Origin of the sequence: Actinomadura sp. NBRC 104412 (assembly GCF_030269515.1) — a bacterium.
Lineage (GTDB): Bacteria > Actinomycetota > Actinomycetes > Streptosporangiales > Streptosporangiaceae > Spirillospora.
Map to the genome: position 1 here is coordinate 31419 of NZ_BSTM01000034.1, position 19829 is coordinate 51247.

18 protein-coding genes are annotated in these 19829 nt (G+C 73.1%); 10 read left to right on the forward strand and 8 right to left on the reverse strand.

Annotated elements, in window-relative coordinates; genetic code table 11:
- Entirely contained in the window at positions 1-420 is a 420-nt protein-coding gene (locus tag QSK21_RS30505; protein ID WP_285700934.1) for a TIGR03668 family PPOX class F420-dependent oxidoreductase, read from the forward strand.
- Here QSK21_RS30505 and QSK21_RS30510 read toward each other — a convergent pair.
- Together QSK21_RS30510 and QSK21_RS30515 are read right to left on the reverse strand one after the other, a co-directional pair.
- Positions 417-1421, reverse strand: coding sequence for an ADP-ribosylglycohydrolase family protein (locus QSK21_RS30510; protein WP_285700935.1), 1005 nt, complete (start codon positions 1419-1421; stop codon positions 417-419). The genes QSK21_RS30505 and QSK21_RS30510 overlap by 4 nt on opposite strands.
- A gap of 21 nt (positions 1422-1442) precedes the next feature.
- Positions 1443-2555 carry an acyl-CoA dehydrogenase family protein gene (locus QSK21_RS30515; RefSeq protein ID WP_285700936.1) on the reverse strand — a complete coding sequence of 371 codons (1113 nt, stop codon included), beginning with the start codon at positions 2553-2555 and terminating at the stop codon, positions 1443-1445.
- Between the two features lie 195 nt (positions 2556-2750).
- Between QSK21_RS30515 and QSK21_RS30520 the strand changes: the two genes are divergently transcribed.
- A complete protein-coding gene (locus QSK21_RS30520) occupies positions 2751-3491 on the forward strand; it encodes a thioesterase II family protein (RefSeq protein WP_285700938.1) in 741 nt (246 codons plus the stop codon).
- Positions 3492-3555: 64 nt separating this feature from the next.
- Here the strand turns inward: QSK21_RS30520 and QSK21_RS30525 are convergent, their stop codons facing one another.
- Positions 3556-3924 (reverse strand): trypsin-like serine protease, encoded by a 369-nt coding sequence (locus QSK21_RS30525; protein WP_352231345.1) that lies wholly within the window; start codon positions 3922-3924, stop codon positions 3556-3558.
- Between QSK21_RS30525 and chrA the strand changes: the two genes are divergently transcribed.
- From chrA to QSK21_RS30545, 4 genes are all read left to right on the forward strand, one after another.
- The gene (chrA, locus tag QSK21_RS30530) at positions 3839-4993 is read left to right on the forward strand and encodes a chromate efflux transporter (protein WP_285700941.1); all 1155 of its coding nucleotides are present in this window, start codon (positions 3839-3841) and stop codon (positions 4991-4993) included. The genes QSK21_RS30525 and chrA overlap by 86 nt on opposite strands.
- A 58-nt stretch (positions 4994-5051) precedes the next feature.
- Positions 5052-6005 (forward strand): ornithine cyclodeaminase family protein, encoded by a 954-nt coding sequence (locus tag QSK21_RS30535; protein ID WP_285700942.1) that lies wholly within the window; start codon positions 5052-5054, stop codon positions 6003-6005.
- A 105-nt stretch (positions 6006-6110) separates the two neighbouring features.
- A complete protein-coding gene (locus QSK21_RS30540) occupies positions 6111-6905 on the forward strand; it encodes an SDR family oxidoreductase (protein ID WP_285700943.1) in 795 nt (264 codons plus the stop codon).
- A 66-nt stretch (positions 6906-6971) separates the two neighbouring features.
- Entirely contained in the window at positions 6972-8039 is a 1068-nt protein-coding gene (locus QSK21_RS30545) for an NAD(P)H-dependent amine dehydrogenase family protein (protein ID WP_285700945.1), read from the forward strand.
- Here QSK21_RS30545 and QSK21_RS30550 read toward each other — a convergent pair.
- Positions 8036-10972, reverse strand: a complete 2937-nt coding sequence (locus QSK21_RS30550) for a helix-turn-helix transcriptional regulator (RefSeq protein WP_285700946.1) — start codon at positions 10970-10972, stop codon at positions 8036-8038. The genes QSK21_RS30545 and QSK21_RS30550 overlap by 4 nt on opposite strands.
- 138 nt (positions 10973-11110) lie before the next feature.
- Positions 11111-12397, reverse strand: coding sequence for a glycosyltransferase (locus tag QSK21_RS30555; protein ID WP_285700948.1), 1287 nt, complete (start codon positions 12395-12397; stop codon positions 11111-11113).
- Between the two features lie 188 nt (positions 12398-12585).
- Here QSK21_RS30555 and QSK21_RS30560 point away from each other — a divergent pair, with 188 nt between their 5' ends.
- Both QSK21_RS30560 and QSK21_RS30565 read left to right on the forward strand, forming a co-directional pair.
- Positions 12586-13305 (forward strand): histone deacetylase, encoded by a 720-nt coding sequence (locus QSK21_RS30560; RefSeq protein WP_285700950.1) that lies wholly within the window; start codon positions 12586-12588, stop codon positions 13303-13305.
- Entirely contained in the window at positions 13302-13772 is a 471-nt protein-coding gene (locus tag QSK21_RS30565; protein WP_285700951.1) for a peroxiredoxin, read from the forward strand. Before QSK21_RS30560 ends, QSK21_RS30565 begins: the two co-directional genes overlap by 4 nt.
- Positions 13773-13786: 14 nt before the next feature.
- Here QSK21_RS30565 and QSK21_RS30570 read toward each other — a convergent pair whose 3' ends face one another.
- Positions 13787-15448: a CocE/NonD family hydrolase gene (locus QSK21_RS30570; RefSeq protein WP_285700952.1), complete on the reverse strand. Its 1662-nt coding sequence runs from the start codon at positions 15446-15448 to the stop codon at positions 13787-13789.
- Between the two features lie 239 nt (positions 15449-15687).
- Between QSK21_RS30570 and QSK21_RS30575 the strand changes: the two genes are divergently transcribed.
- Positions 15688-16758: a mechanosensitive ion channel family protein gene (locus tag QSK21_RS30575; RefSeq protein ID WP_285700953.1), complete on the forward strand. Its 1071-nt coding sequence runs from the start codon at positions 15688-15690 to the stop codon at positions 16756-16758.
- A 10-nt stretch (positions 16759-16768) separates the two neighbouring features.
- Here the strand turns inward: QSK21_RS30575 and QSK21_RS30580 are convergent, their stop codons facing one another.
- Positions 16769-17665 carry an ATP-binding protein gene (locus tag QSK21_RS30580; RefSeq protein WP_285700954.1) on the reverse strand — a complete coding sequence of 299 codons (897 nt, stop codon included), beginning with the start codon at positions 17663-17665 and terminating at the stop codon, positions 16769-16771.
- Between the two features lie 135 nt (positions 17666-17800).
- Here QSK21_RS30580 and QSK21_RS30585 point away from each other — a divergent pair, with 135 nt between their 5' ends.
- A complete protein-coding gene (locus QSK21_RS30585) occupies positions 17801-18241 on the forward strand; it encodes an organic hydroperoxide resistance protein (RefSeq protein ID WP_285700955.1) in 441 nt (146 codons plus the stop codon).
- A 29-nt stretch (positions 18242-18270) separates the two neighbouring features.
- Here QSK21_RS30585 and QSK21_RS30590 read toward each other — a convergent pair whose 3' ends face one another.
- The gene (locus QSK21_RS30590; protein WP_285700956.1) at positions 18271-19749 is read right to left on the reverse strand and encodes a hypothetical protein; all 1479 of its coding nucleotides are present in this window, start codon (positions 19747-19749) and stop codon (positions 18271-18273) included.
- Between the last annotated feature and the right edge of the window lie 80 nt (positions 19750-19829).

Here is a 19829-nt window from a genome sequence, read left to right on the forward strand (position 1 = left end):
GTGCCCCGGCTCGCACCCGACGACGCGCTGCGCCGGCTGATGACCGTCCCGGTCGTCCGGCTGGCGACGGCCGACGAGCGCGGCCGACCGCACCTGGTGACGATCACCTTCGCCGCGAGCAGGGGCACCGTCTACACCGCGATCGACCACAAGCCGAAGTCGACCCGCGACCTCAAGCGCCTGGCCAACATCCGCGCCAACCCGCGGGTGAGCCTGCTGGCCGACCACTACGAGGACGACTGGGACCGGCTGTGGTGGGTCCGCGTGGACGGCCATGCCCGCATCGTCGAGGACGAGCGCGACATGGCCAAGCCCATCGCCCTGCTGGCCGACCGCTACCGGCAGTACCGTGAGCGCCCGCCCGAGGGACCGGTCATCGCCATCCTCATCGACGATTGGACGGGCTGGACCGCCACCTAGTCCCAGGCGCTCCCGATCCTGGCGAGGACGTTCCCGTACTCGATCCGGCCCGCCCATTCCGCGGGCCAGGCGTCCATGCCCAGGTGCGCCCCGGCGAAGGCGCCCGCCAGGCAGGCGATCGAGTCGGAGTCGCCCGAGCTGGCCGCCCCGCGCCGTATCGCCGCGACGGGATCGTCCGGGAACAGCAGGAAGCACAGCAGCGCGGTGCCGAACGCCTCCTCCGCGACCCAGCCCGCGCCCGTGGCCTCGCACGGGTCGGCCGTTCTGTCGGGACGTGCCAGCGCGGCGTCCAGCCGGTCGAGGACGCCGAGGCATTCGTCCCAGCCACGGGCGATGAACTCCTCCGGGCTGGTGACCGCAGGCCGCTGCCACAGGTCGCCGAGCCAGCGGCCGTGATACGTGGTGCGCTGGGCGTTGGCGCGTTCGCGCAGGGCCGCGGGCAGGTCGGCGGGGGACATCCCCTCGCGCAGCCACCACACGGTGAACGCGGTCAGCTCGCTGGCCGCCAGCCCGGTCGGGTGCCCGTGGGTCATCGCGGCCTGAAGCTGCGCCGCCCCCGCGCGCTGCTCGTCGGTGAGGCCGGGTGCCAGGCCCACCGGTGTGACGCGCATGTTGGCGCCGCACCCCTTGGAGTCGCGCTGGGTGGCCTCAAGCCAGGACCGTCCGTTCTGGAGACCGCGGCAGGCCGTCAGGCAGGTGTTGCCGGGCGCCCGGTTGTTGTCGGGGCTGACCAGCCAGTCGATGAACCGCCGGCGCCACATCGGCGTGATCAGATCGGGGGTGAACGGCGGGTTCTCCAAGGCGTCCAGCAGAGCGAGCGCGACCGCGATCCCCATCTGCGTGTCGTCGGTGACCAGGGCCGGGTTCCCGGCGGGCTCGCGCGGGCCGTCCTCGCCGTACCGGCGCCGGATCTGCTTCATGGTCAGGAACTCGGTGGGGGCGCCCAGCGCGTCGCCGTACGCGAGGCCGAACATGCTGCCGCTTGCCGGGGATGTCCGCATTCGCGAAATCCTAGGCGGGGATCAGGGGGCGATGCCGACGAGGCGGGCCAGCCTTTCACGGTGCCGCGCGGGCGGGCCGAACAGCTCCTGGGACGCCTTGGCACGCTTGAAGTACAGGTGCGCGTCGTGCTCCCAGGTGAACCCGATCCCGCCGTGGAGCTGGATGGTCTCGGCCGCCACGTGGAAGTAGGCGTCCGAGCAGTACGCCTTGACCAGGGCCGCGGCGGCGGGCAGCTCGTCCGGCCGGTCGCCGGCCACCGCCGCCGCCTGCAATACCGCCGACCGCGCCGACTCCACCATCACGAACATGTCCGCGCACCGGTGCTTGAGCGCCTGGAAGCTGCCGATGGGACGCCCGAACTGGTGCCGCACCTTGAGGTAGTCGACGGTCATGTCCAGGGTCCGCTGCGCCCCGCCCAGTTGCTCGGCGGCCAGCGCGACCACCGCGAGGTCCACCGCCCTCTCCAGCACCGGACGCGCGTCCGGCTCGATGAGGCGGGCCCGTACGCCGGTGAGTTCGAGGCGGGCCAGCCGCCGGGTCTGGTCGAGGGTCGTGTAGGGGGTTCTGCTCAGGCCCTGGGCGTCCCCGTCCACGGCGAACAGGCCCAGTTCCCCCTCCGCCCACGCGGCGACCAGGACGAGCCCCGCGATGTGCCCGTCGAGCACGTAGGTCTTGGCCCCGTCCAGGAGCCAGCCATCGCCGTCGCGCCCGGCCTGCATCTCGATGGAGCCGAGGTCCCACGTGTCCCCGTCCATCCAGGCGAGCGTGGCCAGCGTGCTCCCGTCCGCGATGCCGGGCAGGAACTCGCGCCTGGCCTCCTCGTCCCGGCATCCCAGCAGCGCGCCCGCCGCCATGACCGCGCTGGAGAGGTAGGGCGCGCACACCAGGCTCCGCCCCATCTCCTCCATCACCACGGCCACCTCGCGCATGCCGAAGCCCGCGCCGCCGTACTCCTCGGGGATCGCGAGCCCTTGCAGGCCAAGCTGCCCGGCCATCTGCTCCCAGACCGCCGGGTCGTAGCCCTCGGCGGTCTCCATGAGGCGCCGCACCTCGGCCGGCGACGACTTGTCGGCGAAGAACCGCCGCAGGGCGGCCCGCAGTTCCTCCTGCTCCTCCGACATCACGAGGTCCATCCGGCGTCCCTTCGGTAACCAAGCAGATGCTTGTTAGATAATAGGGGACCGTCTCGTCCACCATGGGTTCGGAGTCGCTGAGCTCCTGGATGTCGTCGCGCTTCTCCTCACCGTCTCCGGACGATGCCCGTTATGGCGGGGATCATGGTCTTTGCGGGTACCGGGCCTGGGCAGGAGGCCAGTAGCCTCGCGCGGGTGAACTGGTTCCGGTGTGTACAGGAGCGCCCGCTGGCGCCGCTACGGCTGTTCTGCTTCCCGCACGCGGGCGGGTCCGCCGTCTTCTACCGGACGTGGGCGGACGCGCTCGGACCGGCCGTCGAGCTGCGGACCGTCCAGTATCCGGGGCGCGCCGACCGGATGGGCGATCCGTTCATCACCGACGCCGACGAGCTCGCCCGGCAGGTCGCCGCGGCGATGGAGCCGCTGCTGGACCGTCCCGCCGCGCTGTTCGGGCACAGCATGGGCGCCGTGCTGGCGTACGAGGTGGCGCGGCTGCTGGAGGAGCGCGGCACACCGCCCGTCCACCTGTTCGCGTCGGGCGCCAGGCCACCGCACGACCGCGAGGACGAGCGCATCGCCGAACGCGACGACGACGGGCTGGTCGAGAAGCTGGCCGAGCTGGGCGGGACCGACGTCGAGATCTTCCAGCACGAGGAGATGCGCGAGCTGGTCCTGCCGTACGTGCGCAACGACTTCGCGCTCATCGAAGGCTACCGGCACCGGCCCGAGCCGCGGCTGAGGACGCCGGTGACCGTCCTGCTCGGCGACTCCGACCCCCATGTCGACCGGGACGTGGCGGAGCGGTGGCGCGAGGTGACCGACGGCGAGCCGTTCCAGGTGCGCTCGTGGCCGGGCGATCACTTCTACCTCGTCCCGAGGAAATCCGAGGTGACCGCCGAGGTGCTGCGGATCCTGCGGGTGCCCGCCGGCCCCTGACCTCGCGCGCAAGGCCGGGACCGGCGGACGTCGCCGCGGGTCGGTACACCCCTCAGTACAACTCTCAGTACACGTCGACCCCGTAGGCGTCCAGGGCCTCGGTCACCGGCTGGAAGAAGGTGACCCCTCCGGACGAGCAGTTGCCGCTGCCGCCCGAGGTGAGCCCCAGCGCGGTCGATCCGGCGAACAGCGATCCGCCGCTGTCGCCCGGCTCGGCGCACACCGTGGTCTGGATCAGGCCGGAGACCCGCGGCTCGTTGGCACATCGGATGCGCGATTGGTCCTGACCTCCCCGGTCGGAATCCCTTACCGGAGGGAGCCATGTGGTCATCCGGCAGGATGGGGCCGTGAACGAGCGCGTCGGTCTGGGCACCATCGCCCGTGAATGGGGTCGCATCGGGTGCGTGGGTTTCGGCGGGCCGCCCGCCCACATCACGTTGCTGCGCCGGCTGTGCGTGCGCGACCGGGAATGGATGGACCCCGACGAGTTCGAGGACGGCATCGCCGCGACCAACCTGCTTCCCGGCCCCGCCTCCACCCAGTTGGCGATCCTGTGCGCGTGGCGGCTGCGCGGCCTGCCCGGGGCGGTGGTCGGCGGGACGTGCTTCATCGTCCCCGGGCTGGTGCTGATCCTGCTGCTCGCGGTCCTGTTCCTATCCGGCGAGGCGCCGTCCTGGATACGCGGCGCGGCGGCCGGCGCGGGCGCGGCCGTGGCGGCCGTCGCGGTGCGCGCCGCGCTCGACCTCGTCCCGTCCAGCCGGGAACGCGCGCAGGGCCGGGCACACCGCGCCCGCTGGTACGCCTACCTGCTGGCCGGGGGCGCCGCCACGGTGGCGATCGGCCCGTACCTGGTCCTCGTGCTGGTGGCGTGCGGCTTCGTGGAGATGGCGGTCCGCCGGGTCCCGCTCGCGCCGCGCCAGGCCACCCTGCCGTTCGGTCTGGGCGGCCTCGGCTTGGGCGGCCTCGGCCTGGGCGGTGGACTGGTCGCGCTCTCCTGGCTCGCGTTCAATGTAGGGGCGCTCTCGTACGGCGGCGGCTTCGTGATCATTCCGCTGATGCAGTCGGAGGCGACCGGCCAGGGCTGGATGACCATGGGCGAGTTCACCACCGCGGTGGCGCTGGGCCAGATCACCCCGGGCCCGGTCGTGCAGACCGTCGCGGTCGTCGGCTACGCCGCCGCCGGCCTCGGGGGCGCGCTGCTGGCGACGCTGATCGCGTTCGTCCCGTCCTTCGCGGTGGTGCTGGCCGCCGCGCCGCACTTCGGGCGGCTCCGCTCCAGCCGGGCCGTCCAGGGCTTCTTCGACGGTGCGGGCCCGGCGGTGATCGGCGCCATCGCGGGGTCGGCGATCCCCCTGGCGCGGGCGCTCGAGCATCCCTGGCAGTTCGCCGTGCTCGGGGCCGCGGCCCTGGCCCTGCTCGCCTTCCGCAGGGGCGTGGTCTCCACCCTGCTCGGAGCGGGGGCGCTGGGCGTCGTCGCCGCGCTGGCGGGTCTGACGGTTTGACCCGGCTCCCTGAGAGTTCCGCTCGACGAGGGCCGCGGAGCACACCGAGAATACTTTGGTGACCTTGCTCCTGAAACGCTCCGACCTCGAGAGCCTGCTGGATCCGGACGACTGCATGGACGCGCTGCGCCGCGGCTTCACCGCCGAACCCGCGGAGGTCACGGCGCGGCGGATGGTCACCAGGCTTCCCGGCACCGGCAGCGCCACGGCCCTGCTGCCCGGCCTGGTCGAGGGCGTCCCCGCGTACACCGTCAAGGTGAACGCCAAGTTCCCCGGCATGCGTCCCGCGCTGCGCGGCGTGGTGTGCCTGCACGACCTGGACGGCGGCGAGCTGCTGGCGGTCCTGGACTCGGCCACCGTCACCGCCTGGCGCACGGGCCTGGCCGCCGCGCTGGGCACGCACGCGCTGGCCCGCAGGGACGCGGAGGCGGTCACCGTGATCGGCGCGGGCGCGCAGTCGGAGCTGGTGCTGCGCGGGTTGTCGGTGCTGCGCGCCCCGCGCTCGCTGACCGTGACGGACCTGGACGCACGGCGCGCGGCGGACTTCGCGCGGCGGCACGGCGAGCGGCTCGGCGTGCCGTCCTCGGTGGCGCCCGATCCCCGCACCGCCGTCAAGGGCGCGGAGATCGTGGTGGTGGCGACCTGGTCGCGGCGGCCGTTGCTGGGCGCTGCCGACATCGCCCCCGGCACCCAGGTCACGTCGCTGGGCGCCGACGAGCACGGCAAGACCGAGCTGTCGGCCGACCTGCTGCGCGGCGCCCGCGTCGTCGTGGACGACATCCCGCTGGCGGTCGAGATGGGCGCGCTCGCGACCGCGGGGCTCGGCGTCGGCGACGCGTCCGGGACCCTGCGCGACCTGCTGCGCGGCGACGTCCCCGGCCGGGTGAAGGACAGCGAGATCACGGTGTACGCGCCGGTCGGCCTGCCCTGGCAGGACCTCGCGCTGTCCTGGACCGCGTACCGCGCCGCGCTGGAGGCGGGCGTCGGCGCCGAGTTCGACTTCCTCGGCTGAGCCCCGCTCGCCCGGCCGCGTCCGGGCCGCCGCGCGCCACCACCCCGCATTGAAACAGGTTCTAGTTGCGGTTACGCTGGCCGCCGGAGGTGGGCGGCCGTGATCATGGAGCGCTTTCGCGTGGACGGGCGGGTCGCGGTGGTGACCGGCGCGGGCCGCGGCATCGGCGCCGCGAGCGCCGTCGCGCTGGCGCAGGCCGGAGCCGACGTCGTCGTGTCCTCCCGTACCGAGGACCAGTTGCGCAAGGTCGCCGCCGACGTCGAGGCCGCCGGGCGGCGCGCGCTCGTCGTCCCGTCCGACCTGAGCGACCCCGCGGGCGCCGAGGCGCTCGCCGGCCGCGCCGTGGACGCCTTCGGCCGCCTCGACATCGTGGTGAACAACATGGGCGGCGCCCTGCCGCGCCCCTTCATGGACACCCGCCCCCGCCATCTTGAGAACGCGTTCCAGTTCAATGTGAGCACCGCGCACGCGCTGACCCGCGCCGCCGTACCGCACCTCCTGGAGCATGGCGGCGCGGTCGTCAACATCTCCTCGGTGATGGGACGGATCACCGGGCGCGGCTTTCTCGCCTACGGCACCGCCAAGGCCGCGCTCGCCCACTACACCCGCTTGGCCGCGCTCGACCTCGCCCCGAGGATCCGCGTCAACGCGATCGCCGTCGGCTCCGTCGCCACGTCGGCCCTGGACATCGTCCTGTCCGACGACGACCTGCGCGCCCGGATGGAGGCGAACACGCCGCTCGGCCGCATCGGCGACCCCGAGGACGTCGCCGCCGCCGTCCTCTACCTGTCCTCACCGGCCGCCGCGTTCGTCACCGGCGGCGTCCTCCAGGTCGACGGCGGCACCGAGACCCCCACCCTCGACCTCGGCCTGCCGGACCTGCGGCCTGACGGAGCGTGACGAGAGCATGAGCACCGGCCTGCGCCGGGGCGTGGGGTCGCCCCCACGAAGAGAAGGGAGACCCCCGTGACCTACCGCGTCGTCCAGTGGAGCACCGGCAATGTGGGCCGCAACGCGCTGATCGGCATCGACGCCCACCCCGACCTCGAACTCGCCGGAGTCTGGGTCTCCAACCCCGCCAAGGTCGGCCGGGACGCCGGCGACCTCGCGGGCCTGGGCCGTTCCCTCGGCGTGACGGCCACCGACGACGCCGACGCCCTTCTCGCTCTGCGTCCCGACTGCGTCGTCTACACGTCCATGGCCGACGTCCGCGTCATGGAGGCGGTCGACGACCTGTGCCGCATCCTGCGCACCGGCGCCAACGTCGTCTCCAGCAGCCCCGTCTTCCTCCAGTTCCCGGACGGCGTCGTCCCGCCGGAGATGTCGGGCCCGGTCCGCGAGGCCGCGGCCGAGGGCGGCGCCTCCCTCTTCGTCAACGGCATCGACCCCGGCTTCGCCAACGACGTCCTGCCGCTCGCCCTCACCGGCATCAGCGAGCGCATCGACGAGGTCCGCTGCCTGGAGATCCTGAACTACGCCACCTACGACCAGCGCACCGTTCTGTTCGACATCATGGGCTTCGGCCGTCCCATGGACGAGACGCCCCTGCTCCTGCAGCCCGGCGTGCTCACCATGGCGTGGGGCAGCGTCGTCCGCCAGCTCGCCGCCGCCCTGGACGTCGAGCTGGACGAGATCGGCGAATGGCACCAGCGCCACCCCGCGCCCGAGACCTTCCAGGTCACCTCCGGCACCATCGAGAAGGGCACCGCCGCCGCCCTTCACTTCGAGGTCCGCGGCCTGCGCGGCGGCAAGCCCGTCATCGTCCTCGAACACGTGACCCGCCTCCGGGACGACCTCGCCCCCGGCTGGCCCCAGCCCGCCGGCGTCGGCTGCTACCGCGTCGAGGTCCGCGGCGAGCCCGACTACATGATCGACCTGCAACTCCTGGGGTCGGACGGCGACCACAACACCGCCGGTCTCAAGGCCACCGCGATGCGCCTTGTCAACGCGATCCCCGCCGTCGTCCAAGCCCCGCCCGGCCTCCTCACGGCCATGGACCTGCCCCTCATCCCCGGCCGCGGCCTCCTGCGCTAGGTCCCTTCGGCGAGCAGGCCCTCGGTGTGGGCCTTGGCCGCCGCGGCGGTCCGGCTCGTCACGTTCAGCTTGGCGAGGATGTTGGAGACGTGGACGCTCGCCGTCTTGGGGGAGATGAACAGGGCGGCGGCGATCTCCCTGTTGTTGCGGCCCTCGGCCACGAGCCTCAGCACCTCCCGTTCCCGCGTGGTGAGACCCGCGCCGGCGGGAGCCTGGTCGCGCGACTCCAGCCGGGCCCGCGTCCCGAGGTCGGTCAGGGCCGAGACCAGCGGCGCCGCCCCCAGCGACGTCGCCTCCTCCAGGGCGGTGCGCCACTCCTTCCGCGCGGCCTCGCGATCACCCTGCTCCGCCAGGGCCTCGGCCAGCCGCCACCGGGACCGGGCCACCTCGTAGGTGAACCCGTAGGAGAACGCGTCGAGCGTCGCCCGCCACAGCGAGGGGTCGTTCTTGCCCAGCACCCGTGCGTGTTCGGCCTCGGCACGCGCGAGCCAGGCGTGTCCTTCGAGGCCCAGCCATGCCCGCGGCCGTCCGCCGACCATCGTGGAGGCGTCGGTGCGGGCCCGTTCCAGCAGCGGACCGGCGGCCCGGACGGCGGCCTCGGCGGTGGCGGTGTCGCCCGCGGCGCGGGCCTGGACGGCGCGGTCGGCATGGGCCCACAGCGCCGTGGCGATGATCCGGATGGCCTGGGTCCCGAAGGGCGGCAGCTCGTCCAGGACGGCGGTGGTGTGGCCGAGCGCGGTCCCGGTGTCGCCGTGCCAGAGGGCGTGTTCGGCGAGGAGCCCGCGGGCGATGTAGGCGACGAGGGAGTCCTCGTCCCAGACGGCTTCGAGCCAGCGCCGCCGTTCGGTGACGTCCTCGCCGCGGGCGACCTCGACGAACAGGGCGTACGCGGAGATCTGCGCCTCGGTGGGACGGACGACCTGCACCGGGAAGTCGGCAGACAGCCGGCCGGCCTTGTCCCAGTCGCCGAGGGTGTAGTGGATGAGGAACTCCAGGCAGCGCAGGGTGGCGCCGAACATGCTCCAGCCGAGGCCGTGGGCGAGGGTGAACCGGACGCTCTCGGCGGCGGAGGCGGCGGCGCCCTGGAGGTCGCCGTGGTCGAAGAGCACACGGGCGCGGTGGAAGGCGGCGCGCAGCCACGCCTGGTAGTCGCCCCCGCCGATGGCCAGGTCGGCGGCACGGGCGAACAGCGCGCCGACCTCGGGGTCGGCCTCGCGGGACTCGCGGTGGACGCCGAGCGTGACAAGCGCGCTGGCCTCGGGCTCGGTGGCGCCCGCGGCGCGGGCGATGGCGATGGCCTCCTCGGCGACGGCGGGCAGCGCGACGCCCTCGTCGTCCCCGACGGCCAAGAGGATGCGCGCGTACGTGGCCAGGGCGTACGCGCGCTCGTAGGTGGGCGGGTCGGCGGGGAGCATGTCGATGGCCTCCCTGCTGACCGCCTTGGCCTCGTCGAGATGGTCCAGGTCGCTCAGGTAATGGGCGAGGCCGCCGCGCAGCAGGGCGCCCAGGCGGGCGTCGGCGGGGTCGGCGGCCGCGAGGAGGCGGCGGAGGCGGGTCACGGCGCGGCGGGCGTCGCCGGAGCGGCCGGACGCGCGGACGGCGTCGAGCTGGAGCCGTAGCCGGGTGGTCCCGGCGGCCTTCTCGGGGTCGGGGACGGCGTCCCAGAGGGAGAGGGCGCGGTCGTAGTGCTCGTGGGCCTCGTCCGGGGCGCCCATCCGCTCGGCTTCGCGGCCCGCCTCGACGGACGCGGCGAACGCGGTGAGGTTGTCGTGGGCGGCGAAGGAGTGGTGGGCGAGCGCGGCGGCGGCCCTGGTGCGCCCAGCGGCGGCGGACAGCAGCGAGGCGTAGGTGGCGTGCAGCCGGGTCCGTTCGCCGGGGAGCAGGTCGGCGTAGACGGCCTCGCGGAGCAGCGCGTGCCTGAACCGGTAGCCCTCGGTGCCGTCGGGGACGAGCAGCCGGTGCGAGACGACCTCCCGGAGGGCCTCGTCGGCGGTGGCCTCGTCCAGCCCGGAGACCTGGCGGAGCAGCGCGTCGCGGACGCGGTCGCCGGCCACGGACGCGGCCCGCACGACGAGGGACGCCGGCTCGGAGAGCCGTTCGACGCGGGCGAGGAGCAGGTCGGCGAGCCCGGACGGCAGGTCCTCGCCCGAACGGGACGCGGTGTAGAGCTCGGCGGCGTAGAACGGGTTGCCCTCGGAGCGGCGGTGGACCCGCCCGATCTCCTCGGCGGTGGGCGGGACGTCGCGGGACGCGGCGGACAGCGCGGTGAGGAACTCGGCGGTCTCGCTCAGCCCGAACGGCGCGACCTCGATGGCGCGCACGTCGGGGAGCCGCAGCAGCTCGGCGATGACGGGCCGGAGGGGGTGCCGCCGGTGCAGGTCGTCGGAGCGGTAGGTGCCGATGAGGCAGACGCGCTCGCGCTGGAGGACCCTGCTGAGAAAGGTCAGCAGGTGGCGGGTGGAACGGTCGGCCCAGTGCAGGTCCTCCAGGACGAGGACGACGGGCTGGTCCCGTCCCAGCTCGCCGAGCAGCCCGAGCACCGCGCCGAAGAGCTGCTGCTGGACGAGTTCGCCTTTGAGGTCGCCACCGGCGCCGTCGCCGTCGGGGAGGAGGCGGCGCAGCACCGGCCGGCTCTCCAGGGCCGAGCGCAGTGCGGGGTCGCCCGAGGCGGACCCGGCCCACAGGGCGTCGGCCAGCGGCAGGTACGGCATGGACTCGCCGAGCTCGGCGCACTGCCCGATCAGGACGGCGCATCCCCGTTCGCGGGCGGTCCGGGTGAGCGCCCCCACCAGGTGGGACTTGCCGGCGCCCGCGTCGCCGCCGACCAGCACGACGGAGGCCGAACCGGCGGCCGCCCTGTCGAGCGCGCCGGTGAGCGCGCGGAGCTCGGACCGGCGGCCGATCAGCATTCCGGAACGCTCGCCATCCCCCACACCGCCGAGTATGGCACCCGGAATGGGCTGCGTCTGACGGCCGCGCATGCGCGGGCCGGCCCCCGGTCCCGTGCCGGGCGGAAACCGGGGGCCGGCCCTTTCCGTGACCTGGACGGGTCCGCCACGGCGTCACGACGGTCAGCGCGCGAGGGCGGCCTCCTGCGTCCCCTCGGGCGAGGCGGTCGTGCCGGGCACGGATGCCGCTTCCGGCACCGCCTCCGGCTCCGGCTCGGGCTCGGGGGGCAGGACCTTGGCGTACGCGCGAAGGGTTTCGGCGGCGATCCGTTCCCAGGCGTAGCGGGAGTGGGCGCGGTCGGCGGCGGCGATCGCGTACCCGTGCAGGGTGGTCTCCTCCGCGAGCAGCTTCCGGATCGTGCGGCCGATCACGACCGGGCGGTCGGCGGGCACGTGCAGCCCGGTGATCCCGTCCAGGACGCTCTCGACGTTCCCGCCGGTCCGGGACGCGACCACGGGGACGCCGCAGGCCATGGCCTCCAGCGGGACCATCGGGGAGGGCCGGTGCGGGGACAGGCACAGCGCGAGCTTGGCGGTGCGCAGCAGCCGCGGCAGCGACTTGCGCGGCATCCGGCCCAGGAAGATCACGCGGTCGGCGACGTGCAGTTCCTTGGCCAGCAGCCGCAGCCGGTGCACGGTGGCGTCGGCCTCCAGTTCCTCGCGGGGCGGGCCGCCGGCCACGGCCAGCTCGGCATGGGGCACGTGGGCGAGCGCGCGGATCGCGGTGGCCACCCCACCGTCCTCCAGGTCCTTGCTGACGGTGACGAGACGGTGCCGGTCGCCGCGCGGCATCGCCGGGCCGACCTGCGAGAACTGCTCGCCGTCCACGCCGTAGGGCACGACGGTGATCTTCCGGCGGGGCACGCCCATCCGGACCAGCGTCCCGACCTCGTCGTCGCAGGCGCTGATGACGGCGGCGGCCTCGTGTCCGATGGCCTTCTCCAGCCGGAGGCGGGCGGGGTGCGCGCGGCGGCCGGCGCGCTGCTCGGCGGCGCCGAGGCCGTGCGGGCTCTGCACGAACGGGATGTCCAGTTCCCGCGCGACCGCGCAGGCGGCGAGCCCGCCGATCCAGCCGTGGGCGTGCACGACGTCGGGGCGTCCGGCGCCCGACCAGCGTGCGCGCAGCCCTTCGGCGAAGTCGCGCACATGCCGCAGCAGCTCCGCCTCCGGCAGGGGACGGGCAGGGCCCGCGTCGAGCTGGTGCAGGACCGCGCCGGGCCCCAGCCGGCTGCGCCCGCGCGCCGCGTCGTCGTGGCGGCGCACGTACAGCGTGACCTGGTGGCCTTCGGCCTCGCCGGGCCTGGGCCCGGCGAGAGCCCTGGCGAGCTCTCGGGTGTGGATCGCCTGGACGTGCTCGCCCTCGACGTTGGAGGCGGATACCAGAGCGATGTGCAGGGAACGACGGGCCATACCAGAACCTCCGGGTTCAGCAAAGGAGAAACCTGGAGGTATCTGCGTCGTAGACACCTGCTCGATCTTTTGTGTTTCCGGCGGAGCGCCGCTGAAACACCCGTCTTCGGAAGTAGGCGCCCGACTGGGGGAAACCTGACCGCGCTCATACTTAGACTGACCCGCCATAAGCGGCGATGGAGGTGAGCTTGGAGGGGCGATATGTCCGCCGGGGTTGCGGTGAGGCGCCCGACCGGGTATCCGCCGCTGACCAGGCGGTCTGGTACGTCGCGTACGGGTCGAACCTCTGCGGTGAGCGATTCGCCTGCTACCTGTCCGGCGGCCGGCCGCGGGGCGGGCGGCGCGTCTACACCGGGTGCCGCGACACCAGTCCCGCCAGGGATGTGCGATCGGTCACTCTACCGGGCGGCATCTACTTCGCCCTGGAATCGCTGACGTGGGGCGGAGGCATGGCCTTCTACGATCCGGCCCTGCCGGGGCGCGCCGCCGCCCGCGCGTACCTGCTCAGCCGGGCGCAGTTCTGCGACGTGGTGTCCCAGGAGATGCGCAGGGAGGTGGGGGAGGACTTCGACCTGTCGCGGGTGCTGGCCACCGGACGCCAGGTGATCGGCCCCGGGCGGTACGAGACGCTGATCAAGGTGGGGGAGCATGACGGGCACCCGATGCTCACGTTCACCTCTCCGGACGGCTCGGACGGCGCCCGCCTGAACGCGCCCTCCGCCCCGTACCTGACCATGGTCGGCAACGGCCTGCGCGAGGCGCATGGCTGGACCGCGCGACGTGCCGCCGGGTACCTCAGCACCCGTCCCGGGGCCCGCGAGGCGTGGTCGGCGGCGCGGATCCAGGCTCTTTTGCGGGGACGAGCCACTGTCGCCGGGCCGGGCGGTTCCCCTAGATTCGGCTCATGAACGTGGGCGATGTGGTGGACGACTTCGAGCTGCCGGACGAGACGGGAACACCGCGCACGCTGAGCGGGCTGCTGGAGGACGGGCCGGTGGTCCTGTTCTTCTACCCGGCCGCGATGACCAAGGGCTGCACCGCCGAGGCGTGCCACTTCCGCGACCTGGCCGGTGAGCTGGCCGAGGTGGGCGCGCGGCCGGTCGGGATCAGCGGGGACGAGGTCGGCAAGCAGAAGGAGTTCGCCGACGCGCACCGGCTGGGCTTCCCCCTGCTGTCGGACCCGGAGGGGACGGTACGGGAGCGTTTCGGGGTGAAGCGGGGCGTGGCGCTGGTGCCGACCAAGCGGCAGACGTTCGTCATCGACACCGACCGGCGGGTGCTGGCCGTGGTGAAGAGCGAGATCCGCATGAACGTCCACGCGGACCGCGCGCTGGAGGCGCTGCGCGCCCGCGCGAGCGAGAAGGGCAGCGGGTAGGGCGGCGAGAAGGGCTAGGCGGGCGGCATCTCCGGCAGGATGATCGCCGAGGGGTGCCGGGGGTCGTGGAAGATCTCCTGGGCGGCGGGCAGCATCCGGGACGCGGTGCCGATCGGCTCGCCCGTCCCGGGGTTGCGGGCCACCCGCGGATAGGCGCCGCTGCACACCTGCACGCGGATGCGGTGCCCCGCCTTGAACCGGTGCCCGGCGGGCCACAGCTCCACCGCGACCTTCCGCACGCCGTCCCGGTCGGCCTCGGGCGTTCCCGGGACGAGGCGCCGCATGCCCTCGCACAGGTTGAGCGACTCGCCGTCCGGCGTCACGTCGCACAGGCGGACGACGAAGTCGGTGTGCTCACGGTCGGAGCGGATGAACAGCTCGGCGGCGACCGGCCCGATGATCTCCAGATCCTCGGTCAGCTCGTCGGAGGTGTAGGTCAGCACGTCGCGGCGCCGCTCCAGCCGCCGCTGGTCGGTCACCGGCTTGTTGTCGCCCATCAGCGTCGGCCCGCCGAGGAACGGCGTGGGGTGCTCCGGGTCGTACCGGTAGGTGTCGGGCTCGGACTCGGGTGCGCGGTCGTGGCCGAGCCCGCCGCCCGGCCGCAGGTGCCAGCGGCGCTCCCGCATGCCGGGCACCGGCCACTCGGGGAACTCCCGCCACTCGCCGCCCGCCGCGCCCGGCGCGCCCGTCACGTACAGCCGGACGGGCTGGTCGCGCAGGCCGCTGGGGTCGTCCAGAAGGTGGGCGCGGAACCAGGCCAGCGACTCGCCGATCGACCCGCGCATCATCCGCTGGTCCGCGTGCGTCCAGGGGCCGATGGTGAGGTAGGGCCTCCGCCCGGCGGCGCGCAGCGCCGCGTAGTCCTTGAGCTGCCAGGGCAGGAAGATGTCGTACCAGCCGCCGGTCATGTTCACCGGCGCGGTGACCTTCGACACCGTCGGGCTGAAGTCGCGCTTGTCCCAGAACGGGGTGTCGGGGCCGTTGACCAGCAGGTCCTGGAAGAACCTCTGCTGCTCGCCGGTCGCCAGCACGTCCAGCTCGGCCAGCGGGCGGCCGGACAGCGCGGCGCGGCGGGCGCGGCGCGGGGACATGATCCCGGTGGTCAGGCCCGACAGCGGGTGCTTCATGCGGGCGGTGAGGTCCACCCAGATCAGCGTGGACTCCAGCGCGAACGTGCCGCCCACGTTGATGGCGTCCCGGAACTGCGAGGCGGTGACCTGCATGGACAGCGCCCTCAGCTCGGGGCCCGCCTCGGCGGCCACCGCCCACTGCACGTAGCCCAGGTAGCTCGGGCCGTGCATCGCGAAGGTGCCGCCGAACCACGGCTGCTCCTTGAGCCAGGCGATGGTGGCCAGCCCGTCCTCGCGCTCGTCCAGGGCCTCGAAGACGCCGCCGGAGCCGAAGCCGCCGCGCACGCTCTGCACCACCGCCTGGAAGCCGTGCGAGGCGAAGGTCTGCCCGCACATCAGGCCGAACGGGCCGCGCCTTCCGTAGGGCGAGCGGACCAGCACGGTCGGCGGGCGGTCCACGTCCACGGGCGCGTAGCGGTCCGCCAGCAGCGTGACCCCGTCGGCGGCCGGGACCTTGAGGTCGCGCTCGACCGCCACGCGGTGGGGACCGTTGGGAAGTCCGAGCGCCGTGGTCCCCAGCCGGCGCAGGAGACTCAGACCCACCATTCGATCGATCGTAATCGGCGGAGCCGCGGGTCCGCGGACCGGCCCGCGAGGGACCGGTCACACTCGCGGCGCGGCCATGCCCGCGCTTCCGGGCGGTGACGTCCGGGCGATAGCGGCCCCCGCTCCGCGCTCGTTCACTACGATCGGGCGAGATCGGGATGAGATCAGCAGAGCTGACATAAGCCGCGCACTTCACATGCGCGTCATATCCGGGAAGTTCCGGAAGGAGAGATTCACGGATGCCTGAGTCGCTGGACTGGGGCCGGGTCCTCGTCGCCGCGATCGTGATCGTGGCGGCACTGGTGGTCGCGTTCGTCCTGCGCACGCTGGTCGGCCGGCTGCTCCGGCGCGCCGGTGACACCCGCGCCGCCTGGGACGACCTGGCCGCCCGGCTGGTCTACGACGTGGCGGTGCCGCTCGCGCTGGTCGGCGGCGTCTGGGTGGCCGCCAACATGCTGTCCCTCAAACCGCGGCCGCTGGAGATCACCGGGCGGGTGCTGACCGCGCTGACGGTCATCGTCATCTCCCTGGCCTGCGCCCGGCTGTTCGCGGGCATCGTCAGCCAGGTGGCCTCCGCCAGGCAGGGGATGGCGGCCAGCGTCACCATCTTCGCCAACATCACCCGGGTGGTGGTGCTGGGCATCGGCATCCTGATCATGCTGCAGAGCCTCGGCGTGGCGATCACGCCGCTGCTGGGCGCCCTGGGCGTCGGCGGCCTGGCGGTCGCGCTGGCCTTGCAGGACACCCTGGCCAACCTGTTCGCGGGCGTGCACGTGCTGGCGTCCAAGACCATCGAGCCCGGCGACTACATCAAGCTGAGCAGCGGCCAGGAGGGGTACGTCGTCGACATCAACTGGCGCAACACCTCGATCACGACCCTGTCCGGCAACGTCGAGGTGATCCCCAACCAGCGGTTCTCCGACACGATCCTGACCAACTACCACCGTCCCGCGCAGGACATGTCGCTGCTCATCCAGGGGCGCGTCTCCTACGACAGCGACCTGGAGCACGTGGAGAAGGTGCTGATCGAGACCGGCACCGAGATCATGAACGAGATCGAGGGGGCGGTGCCCGACGCCGAGACCCTGGTGCGCTTCCACACCTTCGCCGACTCGGGCATCGAGTTCACCGTGATCCTGCGGATCACCGAGTTCGGCGAGCAGTTCCGCATCAAGCACGAGTTCCTCAAGCGCCTGCACCGGCGCTTCCGGATGGAGAACATCGAGATCCCCTACCCCCACCTGCGGATGCTGCCGCCGTCGGCCCGCCACAACGGCCGCGCTGCCGACCTGACCAAGCTCGAAGGCTGACCCCGCGCCCTCAGGCGGACGGCGCGGCCTCCTCGAACCAGGACACGAACTCGGCGTGGCCGAGCATCCGGGCCGTCTCGTAGGGCGAGGGATGCCCGGACCTCGGGTCCGCCCCCGCGTCCAGCAGGGCCCGGACGACCTCGGGCTCGTTCGCGAAGACGGCGCTGGTGAGGGGGCACCGGCCGTCGTCGTTCTCGCGGCCGGGGTCGGCGCCGCGCGCCGCGAGCGCCCGTACGGTGCCGGCGTGCCCGTGGACGGCGGCCAGCATGAGCAGCGTGTCGCCCATCTCGTTGTCGAGGTTGACCGGGACGCCCGCGCCGACGTAGGTGACGAGCTGTTCGGTCCGCCCCCGCCTGGCCATCTCGAAGAGCGTGGCCGCGAACTGCTTGAGCTCCACGTCGGCGTCGCTGGTCAGCGGTGTCGCGTCGGCCCGAGGGAGGTCCGCCGAGGCCGCGTCGGCCAGCCGCCGCCCCAGTGTGTCGCCGCCGAAGCTCAGCCGCTTCTCCAGGGCGACCAGGGCGCCGTGGTCGGGCAGCGAGCTGAGCCGCACCACGTCCGCCAGGCTCTCCATGATCAGGATGCCGCGGCCGTGCTCGGGCTCGTGCCCGGAGACGGTCTCGGTGGCGGCGGCGCGGGTGACGGTGATCGTGGCCGGGTCGAATCCCTGCCCGTGGTCGATCACCTTGATCACGCAGCGCTCGTCCAGGATCAGCACGCGCACCGTGTAGGAGCCGGACGAGCCGGCGTGCTGGACCACGTTGCCGCACGCCTCGGTGAGCATCAGCCGGATGTCGCCGCGCGTGCGCTCCTCGACGCCGAGCACGTCCAGTGACGCGTCCAGGAGCCGGCGGATCGCCGGCACGCTGGCGGCGTCCCGCGGGAATCGAAGATCAAGACTGATCTCCACATCGTCTCCGTAGCGCGGCTTGTTCACTTATGTCGGTGTCTGCCCCTTGTATGGCGGTCAAATCGCCTCGCCGTGGTGAGATATGACCCCGCTATTGAGTTGTGTGCAACTAAGTTGTACGCTACTGGACGTCCGATGAGCGAGCCAGAAGGGCGGCAGACGATGTCGACGCATTACACGGCGGTCGCGACGGCCAACGGCAGGGACGGGCGGGCGGTCAGCTCCGACGGCCGGATCGACGTGAACCTGGCGGTGCCGCGCGAGATGGGCGGCACCGGCGAGGGCACCAACCCCGAGCAGTTGTTCGCCGCCGGCTACGCGGCCTGCTTCGCCAGCGCCCTGGGCGCCGTGGCGCGCAAGGGCAAGCACGACGTGAAGGACGTGTCGGTCACCGCCGAGGTGGGCATCGGCGGCGACCTGGAATCCGGCTTCGGCCTCAGCGTCGTGCTGCGCATCGAACTGCCCGACGCCCTGTCCGGCGACCTCGGCCGCGAACTGGTCGAGCAGGCCCACAAGGTGTGCCCGTACTCCAACGCCACCCGCGGCAACATCCCGGTCGAACTGGTCCTGGAGTAGCTGGGCGTGGGGGTCGCCCCCCACACTGGTCAGTCGACTTCGCGGCCGTCGATGAGGGCTTGGAGGCGGGTGCGGACGTCGTCGTCCGGCTCGCGGGTCAGAGCGGTGGCGACCGCCTGCCGGATCTCGGCGGGCCAGGCGTCGCGGCCCCATCCGTCCAGCGCGCGGATGGCCATGTTGCGGTTGCGGACGACCGGGCTCGCCAGCCCGGCCAGCACCAGCGGTACGCCGCGTCCCGGCCACCTGCCCAGCTCGGGCAGCAGGAAGTCGAGACAGGTGTGCGGTGCCCACGCGGTTCCGAGGCCCGTCTCGGTGCCCGGACCGGTGGCGATGTCGGCCAGCGGCAGCAGTTCGCAGGCCAGCGCGACCACCTCGTCGATCTCACCGGGACCGGCGTGCCGCGCGGCGTCGAACCAGGCATGGTTGTCGAGCGGGTCCACGGTGCGCAGCCGGTTCAGCAGCGCCGGAAGCGTGGGGACGCCGAGGATCTCGCACACCCGGTTCGCCCGGAAGAACGCGGCGCGGTCGGCCGAGGCGAGTTCCCGCCGGGCGAGGTCGGCCCACAGCGGGCGGTCCAGGATCTCGGCGCAGCGCGGGGTCAGGTGGGGCCATTCCGACTCCGCGTAGGCGCGCAGCTCGTGGACGGCCAGGAAATGGCGCAGCTCCCTTGCGCGCGTCGACATATGCCCGAGGAAAAGGGTGGTGGCGCGCTCGCCTTCGGCATAGGCGGGCAGTCCCTGCATCGGGCCGCCCTTGTCGGCGAGCGCGGTGAGGATGTCGCACGCGGCGTCCAGCAGCTCGTCGTCCGGGTCGGCGTCGGCGAGCGCGTCGGCGAGCCCGCCGGTCTCGGCGGCGATTCCGGCGAGATAGGCGTCCATCACCTCGTTGCGGAAGCCTTCGCGGAGAATCCAGTTCCGCAGCCGCGGGTCGGCGGTGTCGGCCAGCCTTTCCACGATGTGGACGCGGCCCCAGCCCCGCACGTTGCGGGCCAGCTCCCAGAGGTCGGCCTCGGCGCCGTCGCCCTCGCGGTTCTGCAGCGCGACCGCGGCGAACAGCGTGAACTCGTCGTGGCGTCCCAGCGTCATCAGCTCGTCGCGGTGGTGGCCCGCGTCGAACAGCCCGAGCAGGGCGATGCCGAGCTTCACCGGCTCGCGGTGCCGTCCCTCGGTCGCGAGTCTGTAAGCGATGTCGTAACAGTCCCTGGGGTCGATCCCGGACGAGCGCACCGCCGCGAGCAGGTCCTCGACCAGCGCGATGACCTGGACCTCGCGCGCCGTCTCGTACAGCGCGTCGAAGGGGCCGGAGTCCCTGCCGCCGTGGCGGGCGACGGCCTCGGTCAGGGCCGCGGTCAGGCGTTCCACCGTGCCGGGGTCGGCCTGGCCGCCCCAGTGGTGGGTGAGGACGCCATCCTGTGCGCCCGGAGCCCAGATGTTGTCGTCCGTCTCGTCCGGAAGCCGCTCGCCCCCGTCGGTGAGACCGGGTCCCTCGGTCGGTATGTGCGCCCGCACATGCTCGAAAAGAGAAGGGCCGAGGGAGGGGGCCGCGCGTCGGCGCCTGCGAATCATCCGGACACTTTAGAACGGGCAAT